Genomic DNA, 22722 nt, shown 5'->3' with positions numbered 1-22722 from the left:
TGTGGACTACGACCTGGTGCGGATCGGGCCCGACGACTGGAAGGCGTTCCGCGACATCCGGTTGCGGTCGCTCGCCGACGCGCCGGCCGCGTTCGGGTCGCGGTACGACGACTGGGTGGGTGCTCCCGAGGAGCGCTGGCGGGCACGGCTCACCGCTGTGCCGCTGACGGTGCTGGCCCGCGCCGGCGAGGAGACGGTCGGCGTCACGAGCGGAGCGCCCGAGGGCGAGGAGTCGGTGGAGCTGATCTCCATGTGGGTCGACCCCGCGGCTCGCGGCTCCGACGTCACCGCCGCGCTGATCGACGCCGTCGTCGAGTGGGCGACCGAGCAGGGTCGCTCGACGTACCTCATGGTCCGCAGGGACAACGCGCGGGCGATCCGCGCGTACGAGAAGGCCGGATTCGTCGACCGCGGCGTGCCTGCGGACTGGCCGCCCGACGAGCCCCCGGAGAACCGGATGGAGCACCGTCCGGATCACAGCCGTTGACGCTCAGCCCGGACGGGCCTGATCAGCTCCCCCTCGAGACCTTCCGCGACGTGACGCCTTCGGACTTGTCGGCCAGCGCGATCTTGGTGCTGTCGGACGGGCTGACCCCGTTGCGCACCGTGATCTCCACGAGACCGTCCTCGAACTCGGCCGTGATCTGGTCGGCGTCCGTGCCGTCGGGCAATGTGATCACGCGCCGGAACTCGCCGTAGAAGCGCTCCCGGATCAAGAACTCAGCCGTGTCGTCCGCCAGGTCGGGGCTCCGGGTGCCCGACACGGTGAGCACGCCGTGGGTGAAGCGCAGGTCGACGTCCTCAGGGTCGACGCCGGACAGCTCCACCCGGATCACGAGGTCGTCGCCCTGAGCCAGGATGTCGGTGGCGGGCACCCACGCCGACGCGTGGGTGCGTTCGGTCGGCTCGGTACCGCGCTCCGCGCCGCCGTGCAGGCCGACCGAGCGCATCCGCGCCATCTCGCTGAAGAAGTCAGTGACGCCCTCGAAGGGGTTACGACGCTCGGGCACGGTGGTCTCCTTCGTCGGTGCCGGCTTGACCCAGGTCAATTCTCACGCAGCGGCTCCGTCAGGCCGACGGTCCGGAGGAAGGACTTCGCGACGTCGCCGTCGTCCTGGCCCTCGGTCACCCGGGCGTTCATCTGCACCATCGCCTGCTCGCTGAGCTCGCTGTTGACCGCGTTGACGACGCGGAGGAACGCGTCCGCGTCGATGGAGTCCAGCTTGTCCTCGCTGACGACCATCACCACGTTCTGGGAGCCGAACAGCCGCTCGGGGTCCTCCAGCAGCGTGTACTTGCCGGTGTCGAGCTGCGGGTCGGTGGTGAACGCGTTGACGGCGTCCGCGTCGCCGTTGTCGAGCGCGGCGTACTGGGCGCCGAGGGCGAACGGCCGGAACTCGGCCCCGGTGAGCCCGTAGACCTGCTGCAACCCCTCGAGACCGAGATAGAGGTCCTCGAACTCGGGCCGGGCGCCGAGGACGAAGTCACCCACCTGGCGCAGGTCCGCGATGCTGGTGAGGTCGCGCTCCGCGGCGTACGCCGTGGTGGTGGCGATCGCGTCCTTGTTCTCGAACGGCGTCATCTCGCTCATCGCCATGTCCTGCGTCTCGTAGTACGCCCGCGCCTGCTCGTAGGTCTCCTCGGGGTCGAGCCCCGACACCTCCTCGCCGGCCACGATCGACAGCACCGTCCCGGTGTAGGCCACGTAGCCGTCGATCTCGCCGTCGCGGAGCGCCTGGTCGAGGTCCTCCGCCGGCCCGATCCCCTTGCGCAGGTCGACGGCGTAGCCGTTGACGGCCAGTGCCTGCCGCCACAGCTCACCGAGGATCCGGGCCTCGGGGAACTCCTGGGTTCCGATGGTGACGCGCAGCGAGGCGCCCTGCGGCTGCTGGGAGGCGTCGCGCTCGGTGTTGGACTCGCCGCATCCCGCGGCCAGCGCGGCGAGCGCGACGGCCGCTAGGACCAACCGGGCCTTCATGAGTCCGCCCGGGTGGTGGTCGGGGCGCGTCTCGGATGAGCGGCAACGGCGTCGTCCTGCGTCTCTCTCGCCTCCTCGCGCATCGCCTTGATCCAGCACCAGGCGACCCCGACCAGCACGAACGTGAAGGGCACCGATCCGAGCACGGCCGCCTGCTGCAGGGCTGTCAGCCCACCCACCAGCAGCATCGCGCACGCGATCCCGCCCATAAGCACGCCGAGCACGACCACGACGAACGTGGGCGGCCGCATGGACCCGCGCGAGGCCATCGTGGCCATCACCACCGAAGCCGCGTCGGCGCCGCTGATGAAGAAGAGCGCGATCAACAGGATGCACAGAGCCGAGCTGAAGACCGGGAGCGGCAGCGCGTCGAGCGCCGTGAAGAGGGACAGCTCGGGCGTCGCGAGCGATCCGACGATGTCCGCGTCGCCGGTGCGCTGCAGCTCGATCCCGACGCCGCCGACCACGGCGAACCAGAAGAACCCGAACCCGGTGGGCGCCGCGACGACGCCGAGCACGAACTCGCGGATCGTCCGACCTCGGGAGATGCGGGCGACGAACATGCCGACGAACGGCGCCCACGAGACCCACCAGGCCCAGTAGAAGATCGTCCAGCCGGCCATCCACTGCTCGTCACCCACGCCGGTCTGCAGCGACATCGGAAGGACCTGGATCAGGTAGGTCCCGATGGACTCGATGCCTTGGGAGATGACCAGCACCGTGGAGCCGCCCAGGGCCAGGAAGAAGACGAAGAGCCCGATCGTGGCGAACATCCCCATGTTCGCCAGGAAGTTGATGCCCTTCTCGACGCCGGAGGTGGCCGAGATCAGGAACAGGGTCGTGACCACGACGATGATGGCCACGGCCACGGCGTTCGACTTCGGTACGTCGAGCAGGTAGTCGAGTCCGCTGTTGAGCTGAAGCCCGTTGAGCCCCAGCGCCGTGGCGGTCCCGAAGAGGGTGGCGACGATGGCGAGCGCGTCGACGAGCCGTCCGAGCGGTTTGGTCGACGCATCGGGGCCGAGCACGGGGATGAACGTCGAGCTCACCAGGATCGGCTGGTCCTTCCGGAACGAGAAGTAGGCCATGGCACCGCCCATCACGGCGTACATCGCCCAACCGTTGAACCCCCAGTGGAAGTAGGTGTAGCGCAGCGCGACCAGCGCCGCCTCGTTGCTCTGCGGCTCCGCCAGCCCGTGCGGCGGGGCGGTCCAGTGCGAGACCGGCTCGGCGACGCCGAAGAACAGCAGGCCGGCGCCGAGGCCGGCCGCGAACATCATCGACACCCACGAGAAGGTCTTGAAGTCGGGTCTGGAGTCGTCCGGTCCCAACCGGATGCTGCCCCAGGGGTGGAACACCAGCACGATGCAGAGCGCGAGCGCCCCGAAGGCGATGAGGACGAACGTCCAGCCGAAGTTGCCGATCACCCAGGTCAGCGTGGTCGACATGACGGTGCCGAGACTCGCAGGAGCGATCAGCCCCCAGCCGACGAACCCGGCGATCAGCAGTGCCGACCCCCAGAAGACGGCCGGGTCGACATCCTTGAGGTATCGCTTCACTACGGGCCTCCTCGGGCGCCGGTCCCGTTCCACCTTGGTCGGCGCCGCTGGGGGGTGTCAATGAGGCATTGTCTACCGTAGAGATAGTCTTTGACTATCACTGCAGAGGAACGTCACCGTGAGGCGATGCCGACCAACGCTGTCACCCCGAGCAGCGCGACGCCGGCCAGCAGCGCCAGGCCCGTGGCACCGATCCGGCGATCACGACTGAGCCACACGAAGCCGACCACGACGGCGACCCCGGCAAGCATCAGGGCCAGCGCCGGCCGTGCCTCTTCGCCCAGTGCGAGGTGACCGACCAGTGCTCCGGCGGCCACCAGCGAGAGAGCGGTGCGCCGCCACGCCAGCAACGTGCGCTCGTACTGGTCGGGCTGCTCGGAGGCGGCGGCGCTCACAGGACCAGCACCACCAGGCAGGCGGCCACCACCACGAGTGCCAGGGCGAGCCACGCCAGCGCCGCGGTCCCGGGCAAGGGTCGCCGCAGTCGCATCGCCCGCTCCGCAGCCGCCCAGCGCAGCCAGGCGACGGCCGCGCCGATCAGGCCGAGCACGACGAGGAAGGCTGCGAGCACGGTCTGCAGTTCGGCGGGACCGTCCAGGTTCACTGCGTCCAGGGCCACGCCGCCCGCGACCAGCGCGAGCGACGTCCGCACCCACGCCAGGAACGTCCGCTCGTTGGCGAGGCTGAAGCGGTGGTCGGGGGTCTCGCCGACGCCGTACACCCAGGACGGCCACTGGCCGCGGCCCTCTCCCGTCCGTGCGGTCATCGGCCGCCGTCCGTGGGTCCGCCGGTGGCGACATCGACGAACTGCCGGGCCAGGGCGCTCAACCGGCCCTCGCGCCAGAGCAGGTGGACCGACGCCCGCGCCGGCGGGTCGAGCCGCAGCAGCCGGGCGCCCTTGACCGCGGCGTCGGCGGCCAGCCCCTGGGGCAGCAGGGCAGCCCCCGCGCCGGCGAGGACCATCGGCACCACTGAGGCCAGGTGAGCGGTCTCGACGGCGACCTCCCCCGGCCGACCGGCCGCCTCCAGTCGCTCGTCGACCATGGTGCGCAGGGCGGTTCCCTCCGGCGTGCTGACGAGACCGAACGGCACCAGGTCCGCGATCGTCATCGTGGGCCCCACCGGGTCGGATCTTGCCGGCAGGACGGCCACCAGCTCCTGCTCCATCAGCCACTTGCTGCGCAGCAGGCCGGCAGGAGGCTCACCGTCGACCAGGCCGAGCTCGGCACCACCGGACCGGACGATCTCGAGCACCTCGCTGCGCCGGCCCGGGTCCGCCACGGTCACCTGCACGTGGGGGTGCAGGGCCCGGAACCTGCCGATCATGAGCGAGAGCGGGTCCACGGCCCAGAGGGTGTTGGTGATGATGCTGAGCTGGCCGAAGCCACCCTCGCTCACGGCGCGCACGGCACCCCGAGCGACCTGGAACGACCGGAGCGCCTGGCGGGCCGGCTCGAGCAGCGCCTCACCCTCGGGTGTCAGCCGGGACCCGCGGCCGTTCCGGTCGAACAGCTGGGAGCCGAGGTCACGCTCGAGCAGGGCGATCGCGTGCGACAGCGAGGGCTGCGCGATCGACAGCGTCGCCGCGGCGCGGGTGAAGCTGCCCTGCTCTGCCACCGCCAGGAAGTACTCCAGATGGCGCCGGTCCACACCCCGACCCTAGCGATCCAGGCGGGACTGTGGTGCCGCGACCAGTCTCGGCGCCAGGGAGTCGGACTAGCCCGTCGCCGGGCGCTCATAGACGGCCGTCATCAGGCCGTCGGGGTCGAGGTGCTCCAGCAGCACCCCGGCGATCTCGCTCAGCTGCCGCAGCTGCGCGGCGCTCAGCGCATCGATGACGTGTCGCCGTACGTTGTCGACGTGCCCGGGGGCGGCGGCCACGATGGTTCGCCAGCCCTCGGCCGTCAACGTGACGTGGGTCGCCCGTCGATCGTCCGGCGCGGGCGAACGCTCGACGAGATCGCGACCTTCGAGACGGCTCACGACGTGCGACAGCCGGGGCAGCGTGGCGTTGGTGCGTTGCGCCAGCGCGGTCATGCGCAGGGTCCGGTCGGGCGACTCGGAGAGCATCGCGAGGACGAAGTACTCGAAGTGGGTCAACCCGGAGTCTCGCCGCAGCTGGGCGTCGAGCACGCCCGGGAGCAGCTCCACGACGGCGACCAGCCTTACCCAGGCCGTCAGCTCGTCGTCGTCCAGCCAACGCGTGTCCATGGTCACATCGTAGTCCATTAGTTGACGGAACAAGTAATTCGTGGGAGAGTTACTTGTACAAACAACTAATCGACTTCAGGAGATCCACATGGCACACGTCTCGATCATCGGTACCGGCACCATGGCCCAGGCCATCGCGAGCGTCGTCGGCAGGGGCGGTCACACCGTCGAGCTGCTCGGCGAGAACGACCAGACGCAGGTCACGGGCGACATCGTCGTCCTCGCCGTCCCTTACGCGGCCATCCCGGCCGTCCTGGCTGCTCGAGGCGACAGCCTCGCCGGCAAGATCGTCGTCGACATCACCAACCCGGTGAACTTCGAGACGTTCGACTCGCTCACGGTCCCGGCCGACAGCTCGGCCGCCATCGAGCTGGCCGCCGAGCTCCCCCAGTCGCGGGTGCTCAAGGCCTTCAACACCACCTTCGCCGGCACGCTGGCCTCGGGCACCGTGGGCGAGAACACCACGACCGTGCTGGTCGCAGGTGACGACACGGACGCCAAGTCGACGCTGGCCGGGGTGGTCGCCTCGGGCGGCCTGAAGGTCATCGACGCTGGCTCGCTCAAGCGCGCGCGTGAGCTCGAGGCGCTCGGCTTCCTGCAGATCAGCCTGGCTGCGAACGAGAAGGTCTCGTGGACCGGCGGTTTCGGCGTCGTCGCCTGATCTCCGTCTCCAGACCCACCCAGCGGCGGCGTGCTCGGCACGCCGCCGCTTCGCGTGACCCGAGCGACCTATGGAGTCACCCGCTGCCGGCGCGATCACGCCGGCAGCGGGTGAGCCTGGGTCACCTGTCGACCGACGTCAGCTGTCGATCGGCAGCGCGATGTCACGCACGTGGTGGGACCTCGGGAACGAGCCCACGGGGCTGACCCGGCCCGTCAGCAGCTGCACCTTGTAGAACGCTGCTCGACCACCCGTGGTGATCGAGGCGTACGCGGTGTTCTTGATGGTGCTGCCACCGTCGACCCGGCTGACGATGTCGAACCCGACATCGCGCCTGGCGTCGACACCCAGCTTGCCCGTCGCAGACAGGGTCCCGTTGTTGGCCGGCGCCTGGACCGCCACCTGGTCCATCAGCGTGTCGATGGCGAACAGAGTCGTCGCGGTCGCGGGGTCGAGGTCGTTGTTGGTGTACGCCGAGCCGTTGATCCCGGTCGCCGGAGGCGCCGTCGGCGGGTAGGACAAGGTGACGTCAGCGACGGTCACCCCGGCCGGGTTGACGTCGTGCCGCAGGTTCTGGCCGGTGTCGCTGGTGACACGCAACCGGTCCGCCGCGGGGTTGAAGTCGACGCCGAACGTGGTGCCGTCCAGGGCCACGGTCAGCTGGCTCACGCGGGTCGCCCTCGCCGTGCGGGGATTGATCGTGTAGACGCCGCCGGAGTCGCCGACGCCGTACAGCTTCGAGTCCTGGACCCGGTAGTCGATGCCGACCAGTGCGGTGTCTCCGACGAGACCGCGCACCTGCCCGACGGCACGCGTCTTCTGGGGCCGGTCGACGTCGAACGACACCAGCTTCGTGTCTCCGACCAGCCCGATCGCCCGGAGCGACCGGCCATCCGTGTCCCCGGCGGTGGCGGGACCGCTCAGCACTCCTGCGGCCAGCGCCAGCCCGGCTACCCCGACAGCTGCGATCGTCGTGTTCCTCTGCCTCATGCCTGTCTCCCCTTCGGTTCACTGCGCGGAGTCGGTCCCCGCATGCTGTGGAGGAGTGTTCGGACAGGTCATCGCCTCGGATGGGTGGAGATGTGGCCCGGGGAGGGGCGATCAGTCAGTGACCTTGGTGTCCGGTCGCCGATAGTCCAGGTCGCTGTACTCGGAGTGTCGGAGCATCCACGCCTGGACGAAGGGGCAGATCGGCAGCACGCGTAAGCCGAGAGTTCGCACGTGATCGAGGGCGCCCTGCACGAGTGCTCCACCGACGCCCTGCCCCTCGAGGGAGGGGTCGACCTCCGTGTGGGTGAACACGATCAGCTCGTGGGTCTTCTGATAGGCAGCGAACCCGAGGACCACGCCGTCTCGGACGGCCTCGTACCGGTGCCGCTCCGGAGCATCGATCACCCGCAACGTCATCTGCCGGCCTCGGTACCGCCGTCGGCCCCACGGTGCCTGTGGTTGGTCATCACACGACCGTACCGACGGGCATGCCCCCGGCCGGATCCATTGACCCCCGACCACTGGTGTGACTAGGGTCACAGCGCCTCTGCGGGCCCGTCGGGACCGCGCTCTCTCGGAAAGGCAGTTCTGTTGCGCTCTCGGGACCGGTTCGTCCGCTCTGCCCTGTCAGTCCTCACCACGCTCGGCCTCACGTTGGGGTTGGGCCTCTCTATCCCCCAGGTGGCCGCGGCCGTCCCCGAGGATCGCTCGGATCGGTCCGCCGCACGTGCTGCCGACCAGTCCGACCGCGGAGCCGCGTTGGACGCGGCGACACCGCCCGAGAAGCTCCCGAAGTCGGACAGCGGGTTGTGGATCGTGCAGCTGGAGGAGCCGGCGCTGGCGAGCTACCCGGGTGGCATCGCGGGCCTCCGCGCCACCAGCCCGGCGGCCACCGGCCGCGACCGACTGGACGTCGACAGCCGTGCCAGCAGGGCGTACGTCGAGCACCTCGTCGACCGGCAGAAGGACGTGGCACGCGACCTCGAGGCGATGCTGGGCCGCGACGTGACGGTGACGGCACGGTTCCAGCACGCGCTGAACGGCATCGTGGTCCGCGCCGCTCGCGAGGAGGCGCAGCTTCTCACGGAAATGCCCGGAGTCGCTGCGGTCTACCCGGACCAGAAGTGGAAGCTCGACACCGACGTGAGCAACGAGATCATCGGCTCACCGGCGATCTGGGAGGGCGAGACGGGAGCGGAAATCGGCAGCCGCGGAGAGGGCGTGATCGTCGGGATGCTGGACACCGGCGTCAACCCCGGCCACCCGAGCTTCGCGGCGGTCGACGGCGACGGCTACGTCCACGAGAACCCGCTCGGCAGCGGCACCTACCTCGGCGTGTGCGCACCCGGTGCGCCCCGCCACCAGGACATCTGCAACGACAAGCTGATCGGCGCCTGGGACTTCAGCGGGAGCACCGCGACCGACGAGAACGGCCACGGCAGCCACACCGGTTCCACGATGGCGGGCAACAAGCACGACGCGGTGTTCACGGTCGGGGAGGACACGCTGACGCGCACCGTCTCCGGGGTCGCGCCGCGGGCCAACGTCATCTCCTACAAGGTGTGCACGCTCACCTGCCTGTCGTCGTGGAGCGTCGCCGCGGTCAACCAGGCGATCATCGACGGCACCGACGTGCTCAACTACTCGATCTCGGGCCCGGACAACCCGTGGAACAACCCGGTCGACGCAGCCTTCCTCGCGGCGTACGACGCCGGGATCTTCGTCTCCGCCTCGGCCGGCAACGACGGGCCGGGTGCGGGCACGGTCGCCAAGACCGCCCCCTGGAACGCCGCCGTCGCCGCCACCAACAGCCCGCGCCTGATCGCCCACGACGTGTCCGTCGTCGGCGACTCCGTTCCGGAGGACCTGGTGGGGCTGGCCGGAGTGCCGGGCACGGGACCGGCGGTGACCGCTCCGGTCGAGGCCGAGCTGCGGGAGGCGTCGGTCGTCGACGAGGGCAACCTCCGCGGGTGCGAGGCCTTCCCGGCCGGCGCCTTCCAGGGCGCGATCGCCCTCATCGAGCGCGGCGACTGCAACTTCTCGGTGAAGGTCGACAACGCCGACGACGCGGGCGCCATCGGGGTGATCGTGACCAACCAGTTCGTCGGCCCGCCGGTCGTGATGGGAGCGCTGGAGGGCACCGACATCCCGTCGGTGATGCTCGACAACGGCGACGGCACTCGGCTGCGGCAGCACGTCGTCGCCCACCCGGCCACGACGGTGCGGATCGACAGCTCCACGGTGCTGACGATGCATCCCGGGTGGGAGCGGATGGTCAGCGACTTCAGCTCCCGCGGGCCGAGCGACTTCGACCTGTTGGCACCGACGTTCGCGGCGCCGGGCCGCAACATCCTGGCTGCGACCATGGCGTCCGGTGGTGAAGCGGCGCGCTACGAGTTCATGCAGGGCACCTCGATGGCCTCACCGCATGGCGCGGGGGCGGGCGCGCTGCTGAAGGCGCTGCACCCCGAGTGGTCGCCGGCCGCGATCCGTTCGGCGCTGGCGTCCACCGCGGACGACCAAGAGCTGCTCAAGGACGACGGCGAGACCGCCGCCGACCCGTTCGACGTGGGCTCCGGCCTCCTCGACCTCGAAGCCGCCGGCCGGGTCGGGCTGGTCATGGACGAGTCGACCGAGGACTTCCTCGCCGCGGACCCGGCCACCGGCGGCGACCCCCGCACCCTCAACCTCCCGGCCTTCGTGGACCAGAACTGCCTGGACATCTGCACGTTCACGCGGGAGGTGACCAACGTCGCCGACACCTCGGCGACGTACACCGCCGAGGTCGATGCACCCGAGGGTGTCGGCGTCACCGTGGAGCCGGCGACGTTCACGATCGAGCCGGGAGCCACGCAAACCATCACCGCCACGGCCGACGCCAGCGACCTGGTCGGCGGCGAGCACCTGTTCGGTGACATCACGCTGACCACGGACGCCACCCACGCCGGTGGCGCGGAGGTCGCCGACGTTCACTACCCGATGGTGCTGGTCAAGGCCGAGGCCGAGATGGTCGTCGAGCCGGCCGAGCTGTCCACGCTGCTCGGCGTGGACGAGCAGGAGATCCAGACCGTCACCGTCACCAACGCCGGTGGCGCGCCGATGGAGTGGGCGGTCAGCGAGGAGGGTGCGGAGTGCGCGCTGCCGGAGTGGGCGAGCGTGGATCCGTCGTCCGGCTCGCTCGCCGCGGGCGAGTCGCAGGAGGTCGCCGTCACCTTCGACACCACCGCCATGGCGGGCGGCACCTACGAGGCGTCGCTGTGCCTGGCCAGCAACGACCCGCACACGCCGGTCGCCACGGTCGCCCTGACCCTCGAGGTCGTGGAGATCCCCGTGGTCGAGGTGGACCGCGACGAGCTCGCGTCGACCCAGCCGGCGGGCGTGGTCACGACCGACACGATCACGGTCGGGAACAGCGGGTACGGCGTTCTGGACTGGACTCTCGCCGACCCCGAGGCGGGGCCGTCCGAGGAGCGGATCCAGCAGCTGCGCGAGGGTGTCCTCCTGGCGCCCAACTCAGGGTCGAGCAACCGTGGCGTGATGGCGTTCGACGCCCAGGACGGGACGCTCCTCGATCCCGAGTTCATCCCGCATCACGCGTACGCCGACAGCACGCTCTACACGCCCAACCACGTGCTGCCCAACCTCGACGGCACCGGCTTCCTGGTCGCGGACCAGGTCCGCCACGTGATCACCGAGTACGACCTCGACGGCAACTTCCAGGGCTTCTTCGCCCCGGGCGACGGGGTGCCGGACTTCTCGATCATGCAGAACATCCGCGGCATGGCGTGGTCGCCCGATGACACGCTGCTCGTCACCGTGGCCACCGGTCCCAACGCCGACTCGATCATCGAGCTCGACCGCGACGGCAACTACCTCGGCCGCTACGTCGAGCAGGAGAGCGACGGGATGGACGGGCCGTGGTTCATCACGTTCCGCGACGACGACATGCTGGTCTCGGCCAACGGCAGCCGGAAGGTGCACAGCTTCAGCACGGACGGTTCGACCGCCAACCCGCCGTTCGCCACCAACCTCAACTGGCCGGAGCAGACCAGTGAGACCGACGACGGCAACGTCCTCGTGGCCAACTGGACCGGCACCTCCTCGACGCTGCCCGCCGGGATCCACGAGTACGACACCGCAGGCAACCACGTCGGGCACTACGTGCCGCCCGGCAACTCCTTCGCCGGCGTCCACCCGCTCGGCAACGGCAACATGCTGGTCACCAGCAACACCGGCGTCTGGGAGATCGACCGCACCGGCACGGTGCGCCAGCAGGAGCAGTCCGGCGGCCGCGGCCGGTTCATCTCGGAGGTCCGGATGCCCGACCTGCTGCCCTGCAGCACCCCGGACGAGGTGCCGTGGCTCGACGTCGAGCCGGGATCCGGCGGCCTCGGGCGCGGTGAGTCCACCGAGGTCACGGTGAGCATGGACAGCACCGGACTGGCTGCCGGCGAGCACACCGCCCAGCTCTGTGTCTCGAGCGACGACCCGGCCACGCCGTACGTCCCGGTGACGGTGACACTCACCGTCACTGACGCCTCCTGCGACACCGTGGTCACCGGCGTGCGCCAGACCCCGCTCACGGTCACCTCCGGTCTGGCGTGCCTCGCCCCCGGATCGCGGGTCAACGCGGCGGTGACGGTGCGAAGCGGTGCCGGGCTGTGGGCTCGTGACGCCTACGTCGGCGGCCCGCTCAGCACCAGCGGTGCCACCTCCGTGGAGGTGAGCTCGACGACGGTCGTCGGGCCGGTGACGGTCCGCTCGAGCACGGGGCCGGTGCGCCTGGACGGGAACGAGGTTCACGCGCCGGTCACCGTCGACGGCAACCGGACCGGTGAGACTGCGACCGTGATCGCCGCGAACGACATCGACGGTCCGCTCTCCTGCCGGAACAACGCACCGCCGCCGACCGACGAGGACCGACCGAACACCGTCAGGGGGCCCGTCGCCGGGCAGTGCCGGAACCTGTGACGGGTACTCCGGGCGGCCCGCGGTAGCTCGGCGGGCCGCCTGGGAGCTGTGGGCAGCGTGCCGATATCTGTGAGGCCGTCGACCACCTCGTGAGCTCCGGCGACCACGACGCAGTTCTTGATCAGCCCAGCTGCATCAGCCGCTGCTCCGACACCTCGTCGGGTCTGTCGTGTGACGCAGGGTTGTCTCGACGCGCCTCTTGACACTAGAGCATACTTCTGCTGAGAATGCTGTTCTACTCAAAACGGCGGCAGTCGCCGTGTGGGACCTGACCAGGAGGTCAGCATGTCGGTGTTCTCCTTCACCTCTCCGATCCGCCGCGTGAGCCAGGTTCCGGCCGCGATCCAGGGCGAGACCGCCTGGCTGCGGCCGCTGGGGCCCGACGAGGCCGACCCGCTGCATGCGGTCTTCGACGCGATGTCCCCGGAGTCGCGCTACGCCCGGTACCTCCAGGCGGTGCCCGAGCTGACGCCGAGCATGACCCGCACGCTCACCGCGGTCGACGGCACCGACCACGTGGCCTGGCTGGCGAGCATCGGGGATCGGCCTGTGGGCATCGGCCGATACTTCAAGGTGGGTCCGTGCAGCGCCGAGATCGCGTTCGAGGTGGCCGACGAGTTCCACGGCCTCGGCCTGGGCGCCGCGCTGCTCGACACCGTCACGACGGTCGCTGCGGTGTCCGGGATCCGGGAGCTCCAAGCGCTTGTGCTCGGCTCCAACCACCGCTCACAGCGGCTGCTCTCCCTGGTGGGACTCGAGCTGGCGCCGCAGGGCGGCGGGGTGCTCGAGGCCGACGGTCCCTTCCACCTGCTGGAGCAGCCACGCGTCGAACGGCCGATGGTCGTGCGGCTCGCCCTCGTCGCTCCCCAGCCAGTCGCTGCCTGAGCGACAGGACGCGGCCGGCCCGTCAAGCAGGTTCGACCAGCTGGTCCACGAGAGTGCGCGTCAGCCATCGGGCGTAGCGCTCGTGGTCCCAGCCGCGGATCGAGCGGAGCAGCAGATAGACGTCGATGCTGCCGACAGCCCAGGCGGTGTCGGTGGCTTCGTCGGGCGGGAGGCGGAGGCGCTCCTGGTCGACCATGCCGATCATGGTCGAGAAGGTCTCGTTGCGGCGCCGGTGGGCGGCTTCGAGGCTGGCGGCTGCGCTCGGGTCGACGGCGGCCGCCTGGCGGTAGGCGACCCAGACCGGCGCCAACCGCTGCATCGTCTCGGCGATGAGTGCTGCGATCGTCTCGACCTGGCGTTCGGCGGTCGGCTGCTCGGTGATCGCGGTGAAGCTCGGCCGGTCGGTGAGCAGGACCTCTTGGTCGTCGCCGGCGACGGCCAGGTCGACGACGAGGTGCATCAAGGCGGCCTTGCTCTTCCCAGCGTTGTAGACCGACTGCAGGGCCACGCCCGCCTCCTTCGCGATATCGGCGACGGTCGTGGCGACGTAACCGCGGGTCACGAACAGCTCGCGGGCTGCCTCGACCACCCGGCGTCGGGTGGCGCGGCGCTCCTCATCGGCGCGTTCTCGCCGTCGGGTCGCGTCATAGGAGCGGGTCGCCATGCCTTGACTCTAGAGCATCAATCTGATTAGAATCAACATCCACACTAATTCCTGTGAGGGTGACACCATGACAACCACCACCAGCAAAGCCGCCGTCCAGACCGTCCCGAGCCTGACCGGGATCAGCCATGTGGGCCTCACCGTCCGTGATGTCGCGACCAGCGAGGCCTGGTACGCCGAGGTGATGGGCCTGGTCCGGCTGTTCGTCGAGCCGCACTCGGCCGGCGAGGGCCACGCGGTCGTGATGACCCGGCCCGGCACCGCGCTGTTCCTGGGTCTCGACCACCACCCGGGCGCGGACCGGCAGATGTTCAGCGAGCGACGTACGGGGCTCGACCACCTGGCGCTCGCGGTCGAGAGCCGGGCGGACCTGGACCACTGGGCAAGCCATCTCGACGCCCACGGCGTCGAGCACAGCACCATCGTGGAGGTCGACGAGCCATCGCCGCACGCCCAGATGACGTTCCGCGACCCCGACGGCATCGCGATCGAGGCCTTCTGGCTGGGAGGTCACTGACATGAGGACGCAGCTGCAGCTCCCGACCCGCGCCGGCACCCGCCCGCGGACCACGAACACGTTCCCCCACTCCCAGCTCGACCAGCAACCCGCCGACGGACAGCACCTCGAAGAGGTCATCGCGCAGGCCGCCACCTGGCCCTGGGTGCGCCGGGGAGACTCAGGCATCTCGGTGGAGGGCGCTCGTGCCCTGCTGCTCGGACCGGAGTGTGGCACCGGGCCGACCGAGGCGTTCATGATCGGCCGGGAGTTCTGCCACGGCCACGCCGGTGGCGACTTCAGCCTCCACGCCACCTTGCCGGTCCCCCTGGCCGAGGCCGCTGTCGATGCCGGCTGGGCGGAGCTGCACTTCCTGGCGCACACAGGACAGGCGCCTCGGACGGTCGTACTGATCTACGCGCCCCGCGACGACCACGAGCGCGACGTCGTGCTGGGGTTGGTCCGGGCGTCCTACCGGTTCGCTCTCGGCCAATCGGACGACGCCCGAGTCGAGCGAGCCGCCGTGGGTGAGTCGTGTGCCGCACCCAAGCGCTGAGACCGGGGCAATCGCACGTGCGGTGGCCGGTGCCTCAGCTTCGGTAGTCGCCGCCACGGACGCCGAAGAACTCCTCCAGGGTCACGACACCTGTACGGCGGAGCTCGGCCGCGAGTGCCCGGCCGACGTACCGCAGGTGCCAGGGTTCAGGTGAGTAGCCGGTGATCGCAGTCGTGCCTGGCTGATAGCGGACCACGAACCCGTAGCGCCAGGCGGCCCGCGTCAGCCACCGCCCGCCCGGTGTACCCGCGAAGCACGGGTCGAAGTCGCAGGCCGGGCTCGCGGGCGTCACCAGGTCGACGGCGAGCCCGGTCTGGTGCTCGCTGTGGCCCGGCCGGGCCGAGAGCCGGTCCGCGTCCCGTTCGCCATAGACCGCGACGGCGTTCGCATACACGCCCTGCTGGTAGGCGTAGGACCGGAACGCGCTGGCGATCTTGAGGCCCAGTCCTCGTCGATCGGTGTCAGCGAGCAGGCGCCTGAGCGGGCCGGCCGCGGGCGTCGCGACCTGGTAGCCGCGCACCAGCGACATCTCCGGCCGGTAGTCCAGGGGCTCGATGGGGTGCGTCTTGTTCACGATCACCCAGACGCTGGCCGGGTCGGTCGTCGAGTGCGCTGCCCGGTCGAACTCGTGGGTGGGTCGGGGTGCCTGCGTGACGGCGACCGTGGCGGTCGGTGCGGTCGGGTCCGGTGCCAGCCGGTCACCCCGTCCGGGGTCGGGCGATGCGCAGCCAGACACGAGCACGGTGACCGCGCCGGCCAGCGCCGCTCTCTTCTTCACGACTAGTTGACCGGATCGGACACCGGCGAGGTTGCATGCAACCCTTCCACGAGCGGCACCCGTCAAAGAGGTGAAGGGGGGACCGTGCGAGACAACGAACGGTCAGCAGAGTTCGTGACGTTCACGAGCAACCACCGTAGCGACTTGGTCCGCACGGCCGCGCTGCTCTGCGCGGGTGACGAGGCGTTCGCCGAGGACGTCGTGCAGGCGACGCTGACACGTCTCTACCTCTCGTGGTCTCGGGTACGCCGGGCCGCGAGCCAGCTCGCCTACGCCCGTACGACGTTGACCCACGTCTTCTTCGACGAGATGCGCCGGGCCCACCGCCGACGCGAGACCGTGGTGGCGGACCACGCACCCGACGGCGTCACCGAGAACGACGACATCGAGCTGCGCGACGTCGTACTCGCCGCCCTGGCGACGCTCGGCCCGAGGCAGCGCGCGGTCGTCGTCCTGCGGCACTGGCACGACCTGGACGTCGCCGAGACCGCGCGGATCCTCCAGTGCTCCACCGGCACCGTGAAGTCGCAGAACGCCCGGGCGCTCGCACACCTCCGCGACGTGCTCGGCGCTCTCGACGACCCGATCGACCTGGAGGTGCCCCGATGACCCACGACCACGACGTGAAGCAGGTGCTGCTGCTCGCTGCCGAGGCGGACCGCCCCGACCCCGAGCCGCTCGCCGACCTGGTCCGCGCCCGGGCAGCGGCGTCTGCGCGCTTCCGCCGCCGGCTCCGCTTCTGCCTCGCCGGTACCGCGGTGGCCACCGTGCTCGGAGTCGCCTCAGCAACTCTCCTGACCGACTCCGCCGGGCCGCCGCAGGCCGCCGAGTCGGCGCAGGTCCAGCTGGTCGCCGAGCCGTTCGACGCGTCGCCGTACACGTTCGACCTGACGCCCACCGGGTGGTCGGTGCAGGGCCAGCGGCCCCAGGCGGTCACGATCGCGCCCGACGACGGGTCGACGTCGAGCCACCCGGACGACTACCGCGGCAAGCTGGTGATCATGCTCGACGGCCACGCGCCCCAAGGCCGGGTCATCGACCACGAGGGGCGGCGCTTCTGGCTCTCGGTCAGCTCCGGCTACACCACGATCGCGACCTGGACCCGCGCTGACGAACCACACGGAGTGGTGCGGATCCAGTTCCCGGACGACGCCGGGTGGGACGAGCAGTCGATGGTGTCGTTCCTGGCGAGCGTGCACGTCGGACCCGGCGCCCGCCCAGGCCTCGGCTGACCCACGGCCCTCTCCGGGCGCTCGACAGGACCGCCCACGTAGGCGGGTGGGGTCTCCGACCAAGAAGTGTTCGGAATTTCGGCACCTCACCCCTTCCTTCGGCACGTCGACGGACTTACATTCACCTTGCATCCCTCGCGATCGCGGGGCTCTCATCTCGGAGGCTGTTCATGAAACTGCTGCGATCGCCGATCTCTCGGCGGTGCGTCACCCTCGTCACCGCCGCCGCCGCGTCGGCACTGCTCCCGGTCGCCCTGCTGGCGCCCCTGTCCACGCAGACTGCCGGCGCCGCACCACCGGCCGCGCCCGCCGAGGCGGGCCGCTACATCGTGATGACCAAGGGCGACCCGCTGTCGTCGTACACCGGTGGTGTCCAGGGCTTCACTGCGACCTCGCCCAAGGCCGGCAGGAAGCTGAACACCCGCACCGGCAACGCCCGCGGGTACGCCCGGCACCTGCAGTCCGCCCACAACGAGGTCCTGCGCGACGCCGGCGTCCCTGTGTCGGCGAAGGTGGACGACTACACGGTGGCCTTCAACGGCTTCGCCGCCGAGCTGTCCTCCGCGCAGGTCTCCCTCCTCGAGAAGGACTCCGCGGTCGTGCACGTCTGGCGCGACGAGCAGCGGTACGCCGACACCATCACGACGCCGGACTTCCTCGGGATGACCGGGTCGTCCGGGGTCTGGCAGGAGCGGTTCGGCGGCCCGGGCAAGGCCGGCGAGGGCATCATCGTCGGCGTCCTCGACTCGGGCATCTGGGCCGAGAACCCGTCCTTCGCCGCGCTTCCCGAGCCGCGTCCTGACGCGGCGGACATCGCCGCGCAATGGCACGGCGACTGTGACGCCGGCGTCGAGCAGCCGATCGCGTGCAACAACAAGCTGATCGGAGCGCGCTACTACACCGCGGGCAACACCATCGGCGACCACGAGTTCATCTCACCCCGTGACTTCAACGGGCACGGCTCGCACACCTCCAGCACCGCCGCCGGCAACAACGGCGTCCCCGCCACGATCAACGGCGGCTCGGTCGGCAACGTGTCCGGTATGGCGCCAGCGGCGCGTCTGGCGATGTACAAGGTGCTGTGGGACACCGGCACCGGCCAAGCCAGCGGCAACACGTCGGGCATCGTCTCCGCCATCGACGACGCGGTCGAGGACGGCGTCGACATCATCAGCTACTCGATCTCGGGTTCGCGCACCTCTGTCGTCAGTCCCGACGAGATCGCATTCATGTTCGCCGCCGACGCCGGCGTCTTCGTGTCCACGTCCGCCGGCAACTCCGGCGACACCATCGGCGTCAGCAGTGTGGCGCACAACTCGCCGTGGGAGATGACTGTGGCCGCGAGCAGCCACGACCGCGGCAACCAGGCCACCGTCACCCTCGGGAACGGCGCCTCGTACACCGGCGTCGGTGTCAGCGACGTCGGCGTGGCGAGCTCTTCGCTGATCGACTCGATCGATGCGAAGGCGCCGGGAGCATCCGACGCCGCGGCAAGCCTGTGCTTCTCCGAGGACTGGGAGGACGGCGCCCCGGCCGGTCTGGACCCGGCCTTGGTCGACGGCAAGATCGTGGTCTGCACCCGCGGGGTCAACGACCGCGTCGACAAGAGCCAGGCGGTGGCCGAGGCCGGCGGTGTCGGAATGGTGCTGGTCAACACGTCCAACGCGCAGTCGCTCAATGGTGACTTCCACACCGTCCCCACCGTGCACCTCAACGCGACCGACGGTGCCACCGTGCAGTCGTACGCCAAGACCACCGGAGCGACCGCGGAGATCTCGCCACGCGACCCGACGCCGGTGCGTGCCCCGGAGATGGCGGGCTTCTCGTCGTTCGGCCCTGCCCTGGCCGGCGGCGGAGACCTGCTCAAGCCGGACATCACCGCCCCCGGTGTCGACGTCATCGCGGCGGTGGCGCCGCCCGGCCACGGCGGGAACAACTTCAACGCCGTCTCCGGCACCTCGATGTCGACCCCGCACATCTCCGGCATCGCCGCACTGATCCGCCAGGCGCACCCGAACTGGTCGCCGATGTGGGTCAAGTCGGCGCTGATGACCACCGCGACCGACCTGGACAACGAGGGCGGGCAGATCCAGCGGACCGGCGCCGACGCCAGCCCGCTCGACTACGGCAACGGGCACGTCCGGCCGGGGCGGTCGTTCAGCCCCGGGCTGGTCTACGACAACGACCTGACCGACTGGGTGCAGTACGGCTGCGGCATCGGGCAGTTCCAGCTCGTCTTCGCGGCCTCGGTCTGCAACAGCTTCGGCTCGATCGAGCCCAGCCAGCTCAACTATCCGAGCATCGCCGTGGCCGGGTTGGCCGGGACCGAGACGGTGCGCCGGACGGTCACCAACACCTCGCCGGACCAGGCCTCGCAGTACAAGGCCCGCATCGAGGGCCTGGAGGGCTTCACCTGGTCCTTCAGCAGCAGCAAGCTCACGGTGCCCCCACTGCAGTCGCGCTCGTTCGGCATCCGCTTCACGCGTACGACCGCTCCCCTCGGGGAGTGGGCGTTCGGGACGCTGGTGTGGACCGACAAGCGCGGCCACGAGGTGCGCAGCTCGATCGCCCTGGAGCCGGAGGCCGTGTCGGCGCCGGGTGAGGTCACCGGCACCGGAACCTCGGGCAGCCAGGACGTCGACGTGACGGCTGGTTACACCGGCACGCTCTCCACGTCAGTGGTCGGTCTCGTGCCGGCGCACGTCGACGAGCGCCCGACCGGGCGCGACGGGATCACCACGGTGGACGTGACGGTGCCGGCGGGTGCCACGCATGTCCGGTTCGCGACGTACGACGCCGACTATCCGGCCGGCACCGACGTCGACCTTGAGGTGCTCAAGGACGGTGAGGAGGTCGGCTCGAGCGCCGGCGCCACCGCCGAGGAGGCCGTCAACCTCACCGGTCCCGGGTTGGAAGGCACCTACACGGTGGAGATCGACTACTTCGCCGGCACCCCGGACGTGCTGCCGGTGCAGCTGAACAGCTTCGTGCTGGGCAACGCGGATGCCGGCAACCTGACGGTCACCCCGGCGAGCCAGGCGGTCACGGCCGCGCAGCCGGCCAGCGTGACCCTGGCCTGGGAGGGCCTGGCCGCCGACACGCGCTACCTCGGTGCCGTCGACTGGTCGGACGGGACCGAGGTCCGCGCCCGGACGCTGGTGTCGATCCTCCGGTAAGGCAACCGGGAGGGGGATCGTGCCGAGGTGGCTGCTCGGGCAGCCGCCTCGGCACGATGGCTGACTCGACCCTCCTGTCCAAGCGCCGGCGTCACGTCGCCAGATGGACGCGGTGATCCCGGTCGTCCCGCTTGGGCCAGGCCAAGGGCTCTCCCCTGGGTGGCCCCTTGGCTCATCCGGCACCGGGCGGCGGTGTGAGGTCGTAGCGTGCGATCACGTCGTTCAGCCACGGCGCGTTGCCCATCTCGAGGCCGTGTTCTCTTGCGAGGGCAGCGATGTGCTCGGGGTCGGGAGGACCTTCGGCGGCGGCCTCGCCCACGCCCCAGAAGAAGTGCTCGAAGCCTGCTGGGCTGATCACTTCGATTATTCGGGCGGGCGCCTTCCCCGCGTTCCACATGGCGTGGGTCTCACCTCGCGGTTTGGTGATGTAGCCGCCGGGGCCGAGTACGACTTCTCGGTCACCCGATCGAAACCCGATCTCGCCTTCGGTCACGATGGAGTACTCGTCCTCCCTGGTGTGCAGGTGCGCCGGGACGCAGGCGCCCACAGGGAACGGATGCTCGACGATCGACACGAGCCCGTTGGTCTGCTCGCCGAACAGCTTGAAGACCACCCCGATGGTGCCGAGGAAGATCTCCTTCCCTTCGCCGGGTTGCACGATCGTGAGCGGTGGTGCCTCGACACTGCCCATCGGAGCAGTTCCTTCCTCGCAGTTTCGGAATACAATTGTGTACTACCAAAAGCGTCCCGCTGCCGAGAGCTGGTGTCAACAATTTGTCTGAACACATTCGTTCAACGAAATCCCGGACCTACCGCAAGGTGAAGCGTGCTGAGGAGGAGCAGCAGACTCGGGCCCGAATCGTCGACGCGGCTGAGGTGCTTCACGCCGAGGTAGGGCCGGCTCACGCCACCATCTCAGCGATCGCCGACCGGGCCGGTGTCACCCGGGCCACGGTGTATCGACACTTTCCCGACGACGAGTCCTTGTTCCTGGCCTGCTCGGGCCAGTGGCTCTCCCGCCAGCGGCTTCCTGACCCGGACGCGTGGGATGTCCACGACGATCCCTTCGCCGTGCTGCGTTCGGGTTTGACCGACATCTACCGCTACTTCCGCGACGGTGAGCCGATGCTCCAGTCAGTCCTGAGGGACACAGCGGCTGTGCCTGCCCGGATCACCCAAGCCCGACTCGCCCGGGAACGAGAGTGGCGGGATCGGCTGACGCGGTCGCTTCCCGGGCGGCGCCGTAAGACCGTGCGGGCCGCGGTTGCTCACGCCATCTCGTTTCACACCTGGCGATCCCTGTGCCGGGACCAGAGGCTGTCGAACTCCTCGGCGGTCGCCCTGATGGTCGCGATGACAGCGGCCGCAACGGAAAATCCCCTTCGCAGCTCCGTGGATCCCGGATGACCTGAGAGGCCGGGCCCCAAGATTTAACCGCGCTTTGCCGGGGTGCGTCACACCGCCGCCTTCGGCCCATGGTCGCGAGGCAGGCTTGCTCCGGCGCGACATTTGTTCACTTCAGCCGCAACGTGAGCTGACCGTTGTCCGCGACCTTCGAGGCGACCTGGCCGCTGCGGGATTCCACGAAGGAGCGGAACGATGAGAAGCCCAATGACTTCTCCTTGAATGCGGGATCCATGCGCTGCATCTGACTCTTGACGCCGGCGGCATAGACCCAATCGTCGTCACTCTTCTGCAGGAGGACACGAATGGCGCGGATCAGGAGATCGGTTGCCGCGGCTTCGGCAGCGTTCTTACCTGAAGTCTTGGTCGGCTTCGTGGCTGGTGACTTCTTCGCCGCGCCCGTCTTCTTCGCTGCCGGGACAGGAGGAGTCACGCCGGGCAGGTGGGAGTAGTCGATGAACTCGTTACAAGCCGATACGAGTGCACGGCTCGTCGAACCCGTGACTCCGATGCCAACGACGTACCGGCCGAGCTGCTTGCAGCTCTGGGCCAACGGGACGAAGTCGGAGTCGCCGGCGACCAAGACGACGTGAGTGATCTCGGGGTGGCGCATCAGATCCTCGACAGCGTCAACGGCGAGCCTGATGTCCGCACCGTTCTTGACCCCGGAGGCATTGAACAACTGGACCAAGTGCAACGAGCGCTCGATCAACTCGGCCTTATACGACGCGTTGACCGGTACCGACCAGTCGGCGTACGCACGGCTCAGCGATACGCTTCCGAACGACGCGGCGAAGTCGACAATCGCGCCGATGTCGACGCGTGCCGCCGTCAGCCTTACGTCGATTGGGTCTTTCGAGCCTGTGGGCTGTCCGTACTGACGCGGGTCGTCCTTGCGCCACGCCTGCTTGCCGTGCACGTCGTCGTAGCGGGAGATGACTACGTTGTCGAAGTCGATGTACACGGCAACGCGCTCGCTCATGCTCGGAGACTACGGGCCTGACGACACGATGGGTTCGCGGAAGCCACATGCTCGTGTAGTCACTTCATTCCGCCGTAATGGACTCGACGCAGACGCGCGTTGCCGGCCAGCGTGACCTTCGCATGCACAACAGACGAGCCCTGACCCGCGTCTCCGCAAGTCAGGGCCCATTTCGTTGG

23 protein-coding genes are annotated in these 22722 nt (G+C 69.6%); 10 read left to right on the top strand and 13 right to left on the bottom strand.

Annotated elements, in window-relative coordinates; all coding sequences use genetic code 11:
- The first annotated feature begins 1 nt into the window (after position 1).
- A complete protein-coding gene (locus tag VFZ39_RS04705; protein WP_330864568.1) occupies positions 2-487 on the top strand; it encodes a GNAT family N-acetyltransferase in 486 nt (161 codons plus the stop codon).
- A gap of 22 nt (positions 488-509) precedes the next feature.
- On the opposite strand, the gene VFZ39_RS04700 is transcribed toward VFZ39_RS04705, so the two are convergent.
- The 7 genes from VFZ39_RS04700 to VFZ39_RS04670 form a co-directional block, all read right to left on the bottom strand.
- Positions 510-1010 carry an Hsp20/alpha crystallin family protein gene (locus tag VFZ39_RS04700; protein WP_330864567.1) on the bottom strand — a complete coding sequence of 167 codons (501 nt, stop codon included), beginning with the start codon at positions 1008-1010 and terminating at the stop codon, positions 510-512.
- Between the two features lie 35 nt (positions 1011-1045).
- Positions 1046-1978 (bottom strand): glycine betaine ABC transporter substrate-binding protein, encoded by a 933-nt coding sequence (locus VFZ39_RS04695; RefSeq protein WP_330864566.1) that lies wholly within the window; start codon positions 1976-1978, stop codon positions 1046-1048.
- Positions 1975-3537: a BCCT family transporter gene (locus VFZ39_RS04690; protein WP_330864565.1), complete on the bottom strand. Its 1563-nt coding sequence runs from the start codon at positions 3535-3537 to the stop codon at positions 1975-1977. Before VFZ39_RS04690 ends, VFZ39_RS04695 begins: the two co-directional genes overlap by 4 nt.
- Positions 3538-3650: 113 nt before the next feature.
- Positions 3651-3932 carry a DUF202 domain-containing protein gene (locus tag VFZ39_RS04685; protein ID WP_330864564.1) on the bottom strand — a complete coding sequence of 94 codons (282 nt, stop codon included), beginning with the start codon at positions 3930-3932 and terminating at the stop codon, positions 3651-3653.
- A complete protein-coding gene (locus VFZ39_RS04680) occupies positions 3929-4303 on the bottom strand; it encodes a YidH family protein (RefSeq protein ID WP_330864563.1) in 375 nt (124 codons plus the stop codon). The genes VFZ39_RS04685 and VFZ39_RS04680 overlap by 4 nt, the downstream gene beginning before the upstream one ends.
- Positions 4300-5187 carry a LysR family transcriptional regulator gene (locus VFZ39_RS04675; protein ID WP_330864562.1) on the bottom strand — a complete coding sequence of 296 codons (888 nt, stop codon included), beginning with the start codon at positions 5185-5187 and terminating at the stop codon, positions 4300-4302. Before VFZ39_RS04675 ends, VFZ39_RS04680 begins: the two co-directional genes overlap by 4 nt.
- Positions 5188-5253: 66 nt before the next feature.
- Positions 5254-5748: a MarR family winged helix-turn-helix transcriptional regulator gene (locus VFZ39_RS04670; RefSeq protein WP_330864561.1), complete on the bottom strand. Its 495-nt coding sequence runs from the start codon at positions 5746-5748 to the stop codon at positions 5254-5256.
- 88 nt (positions 5749-5836) lie between these two features.
- Between VFZ39_RS04670 and VFZ39_RS04665 the strand changes: the two genes are divergently transcribed.
- The gene (locus VFZ39_RS04665) at positions 5837-6409 is read left to right on the top strand and encodes an NADPH-dependent F420 reductase (RefSeq protein ID WP_330864560.1); all 573 of its coding nucleotides are present in this window, start codon (positions 5837-5839) and stop codon (positions 6407-6409) included.
- Positions 6410-6547: 138 nt separating this feature from the next.
- Here VFZ39_RS04665 and VFZ39_RS04660 read toward each other — a convergent pair whose 3' ends face one another.
- The gene (locus VFZ39_RS04660) at positions 6548-7399 is read right to left on the bottom strand and encodes a DUF4394 domain-containing protein (RefSeq protein WP_330864559.1); all 852 of its coding nucleotides are present in this window, start codon (positions 7397-7399) and stop codon (positions 6548-6550) included.
- Positions 7400-7510: 111 nt separating this feature from the next.
- The gene (locus tag VFZ39_RS04655; protein ID WP_330864558.1) at positions 7511-7816 is read right to left on the bottom strand and encodes a GNAT family N-acetyltransferase; all 306 of its coding nucleotides are present in this window, start codon (positions 7814-7816) and stop codon (positions 7511-7513) included.
- A gap of 174 nt (positions 7817-7990) precedes the next feature.
- Here VFZ39_RS04655 and VFZ39_RS04650 point away from each other — a divergent pair, with 174 nt between their 5' ends.
- Together VFZ39_RS04650 and VFZ39_RS04645 are read left to right on the top strand one after the other, a co-directional pair.
- Positions 7991-12370 (top strand): S8 family serine peptidase, encoded by a 4380-nt coding sequence (locus VFZ39_RS04650; RefSeq protein ID WP_330864557.1) that lies wholly within the window; start codon positions 7991-7993, stop codon positions 12368-12370.
- 285 nt (positions 12371-12655) lie between these two features.
- Positions 12656-13255 (top strand): GNAT family N-acetyltransferase, encoded by a 600-nt coding sequence (locus VFZ39_RS04645; RefSeq protein WP_330864556.1) that lies wholly within the window; start codon positions 12656-12658, stop codon positions 13253-13255.
- A gap of 22 nt (positions 13256-13277) precedes the next feature.
- On the opposite strand, the gene VFZ39_RS04640 is transcribed toward VFZ39_RS04645, so the two are convergent.
- Positions 13278-13919 (bottom strand): TetR/AcrR family transcriptional regulator, encoded by a 642-nt coding sequence (locus tag VFZ39_RS04640; RefSeq protein ID WP_330864555.1) that lies wholly within the window; start codon positions 13917-13919, stop codon positions 13278-13280.
- Between the two features lie 67 nt (positions 13920-13986).
- Here VFZ39_RS04640 and VFZ39_RS04635 point away from each other — a divergent pair, with 67 nt between their 5' ends.
- Both VFZ39_RS04635 and VFZ39_RS04630 read left to right on the top strand, forming a co-directional pair.
- Positions 13987-14436, top strand: coding sequence for a VOC family protein (locus VFZ39_RS04635; protein WP_330864554.1), 450 nt, complete (start codon positions 13987-13989; stop codon positions 14434-14436).
- Between the two features lies 1 nt (position 14437).
- Positions 14438-14971, top strand: a complete 534-nt coding sequence (locus VFZ39_RS04630) for a phospholipase (protein WP_330864553.1) — start codon at positions 14438-14440, stop codon at positions 14969-14971.
- Between the two features lie 34 nt (positions 14972-15005).
- Here VFZ39_RS04630 and VFZ39_RS04625 read toward each other — a convergent pair whose 3' ends face one another.
- Positions 15006-15749 (bottom strand): M15 family metallopeptidase, encoded by a 744-nt coding sequence (locus VFZ39_RS04625; protein ID WP_330864552.1) that lies wholly within the window; start codon positions 15747-15749, stop codon positions 15006-15008.
- 84 nt (positions 15750-15833) lie between these two features.
- Here VFZ39_RS04625 and VFZ39_RS04620 point away from each other — a divergent pair, with 84 nt between their 5' ends.
- From VFZ39_RS04620 to VFZ39_RS04610, 3 genes are all read left to right on the top strand, one after another.
- A complete protein-coding gene (locus VFZ39_RS04620) occupies positions 15834-16358 on the top strand; it encodes a SigE family RNA polymerase sigma factor (protein ID WP_330864551.1) in 525 nt (174 codons plus the stop codon).
- Positions 16355-16981, top strand: coding sequence for a hypothetical protein (locus VFZ39_RS04615; protein WP_330864550.1), 627 nt, complete (start codon positions 16355-16357; stop codon positions 16979-16981). Before VFZ39_RS04620 ends, VFZ39_RS04615 begins: the two co-directional genes overlap by 4 nt.
- A 170-nt stretch (positions 16982-17151) precedes the next feature.
- Positions 17152-20157: a S8 family peptidase gene (locus tag VFZ39_RS04610; RefSeq protein ID WP_330864549.1), complete on the top strand. Its 3006-nt coding sequence runs from the start codon at positions 17152-17154 to the stop codon at positions 20155-20157.
- Between the two features lie 172 nt (positions 20158-20329).
- On the opposite strand, the gene VFZ39_RS04605 is transcribed toward VFZ39_RS04610, so the two are convergent.
- On the bottom strand, positions 20330-20848 hold the full coding sequence (locus VFZ39_RS04605) for a cupin domain-containing protein (RefSeq protein ID WP_330864548.1): 519 nt from the start codon (positions 20846-20848) through the stop codon (positions 20330-20332).
- A 128-nt stretch (positions 20849-20976) separates the two neighbouring features.
- Here VFZ39_RS04605 and VFZ39_RS04600 point away from each other — a divergent pair, with 128 nt between their 5' ends.
- Positions 20977-21564 carry a TetR/AcrR family transcriptional regulator gene (locus VFZ39_RS04600; RefSeq protein WP_330864547.1) on the top strand — a complete coding sequence of 196 codons (588 nt, stop codon included), beginning with the start codon at positions 20977-20979 and terminating at the stop codon, positions 21562-21564.
- 106 nt (positions 21565-21670) lie between these two features.
- Here VFZ39_RS04600 and VFZ39_RS04595 read toward each other — a convergent pair whose 3' ends face one another.
- Positions 21671-22543 (bottom strand): NYN domain-containing protein, encoded by an 873-nt coding sequence (locus VFZ39_RS04595; protein WP_330864546.1) that lies wholly within the window; start codon positions 22541-22543, stop codon positions 21671-21673.
- Positions 22544-22722: the final 179 nt, after the last annotated feature.

The organism is Nocardioides sp., assembly GCF_036374615.1.
In the GTDB taxonomy this organism is placed as follows: domain Bacteria; phylum Actinomycetota; class Actinomycetes; order Propionibacteriales; family Nocardioidaceae; genus Nocardioides.
This window is presented reverse-complemented; position numbering and strand designations above follow the sequence as displayed.

What these genes read in the sequence shown, in the direction of transcription:
- VFZ39_RS04615 (WP_330864550.1), top strand. Translation starts at nt 16,355, where the DNA reads ATGACCCACGACCACGACGTGAAGCAGGTGCTGCTGCTCGCTGCCGAG.
- VFZ39_RS04670 (WP_330864561.1), bottom strand. Translation starts at nt 5,748, where the DNA reads ATGGACACGCGTTGGCTGGACGACGACGAGCTGACGGCCTGGGTAAGG.
- VFZ39_RS04630 (WP_330864553.1), top strand. Translation starts at nt 14,438, where the DNA reads ATGAGGACGCAGCTGCAGCTCCCGACCCGCGCCGGCACCCGCCCGCGG.
- VFZ39_RS04610 (WP_330864549.1), top strand. Translation starts at nt 17,152, where the DNA reads ATGAAACTGCTGCGATCGCCGATCTCTCGGCGGTGCGTCACCCTCGTC.
- VFZ39_RS04595 (WP_330864546.1), bottom strand. Translation starts at nt 22,543, where the DNA reads ATGAGCGAGCGCGTTGCCGTGTACATCGACTTCGACAACGTAGTCATC.
- VFZ39_RS04660 (WP_330864559.1), bottom strand. Translation starts at nt 7,399, where the DNA reads ATGAGGCAGAGGAACACGACGATCGCAGCTGTCGGGGTAGCCGGGCTG.
- VFZ39_RS04640 (WP_330864555.1), bottom strand. Translation starts at nt 13,919, where the DNA reads ATGGCGACCCGCTCCTATGACGCGACCCGACGGCGAGAACGCGCCGAT.
- VFZ39_RS04680 (WP_330864563.1), bottom strand. Translation starts at nt 4,303, where the DNA reads ATGACCGCACGGACGGGAGAGGGCCGCGGCCAGTGGCCGTCCTGGGTG.
- VFZ39_RS04655 (WP_330864558.1), bottom strand. Translation starts at nt 7,816, where the DNA reads ATGACGTTGCGGGTGATCGATGCTCCGGAGCGGCACCGGTACGAGGCC.
- VFZ39_RS04605 (WP_330864548.1), bottom strand. Translation starts at nt 20,848, where the DNA reads ATGGGCAGTGTCGAGGCACCACCGCTCACGATCGTGCAACCCGGCGAA.
- VFZ39_RS04665 (WP_330864560.1), top strand. Translation starts at nt 5,837, where the DNA reads ATGGCACACGTCTCGATCATCGGTACCGGCACCATGGCCCAGGCCATC.
- VFZ39_RS04695 (WP_330864566.1), bottom strand. Translation starts at nt 1,978, where the DNA reads ATGAAGGCCCGGTTGGTCCTAGCGGCCGTCGCGCTCGCCGCGCTGGCC.
- VFZ39_RS04645 (WP_330864556.1), top strand. Translation starts at nt 12,656, where the DNA reads ATGTCGGTGTTCTCCTTCACCTCTCCGATCCGCCGCGTGAGCCAGGTT.
- VFZ39_RS04635 (WP_330864554.1), top strand. Translation starts at nt 13,987, where the DNA reads ATGACAACCACCACCAGCAAAGCCGCCGTCCAGACCGTCCCGAGCCTG.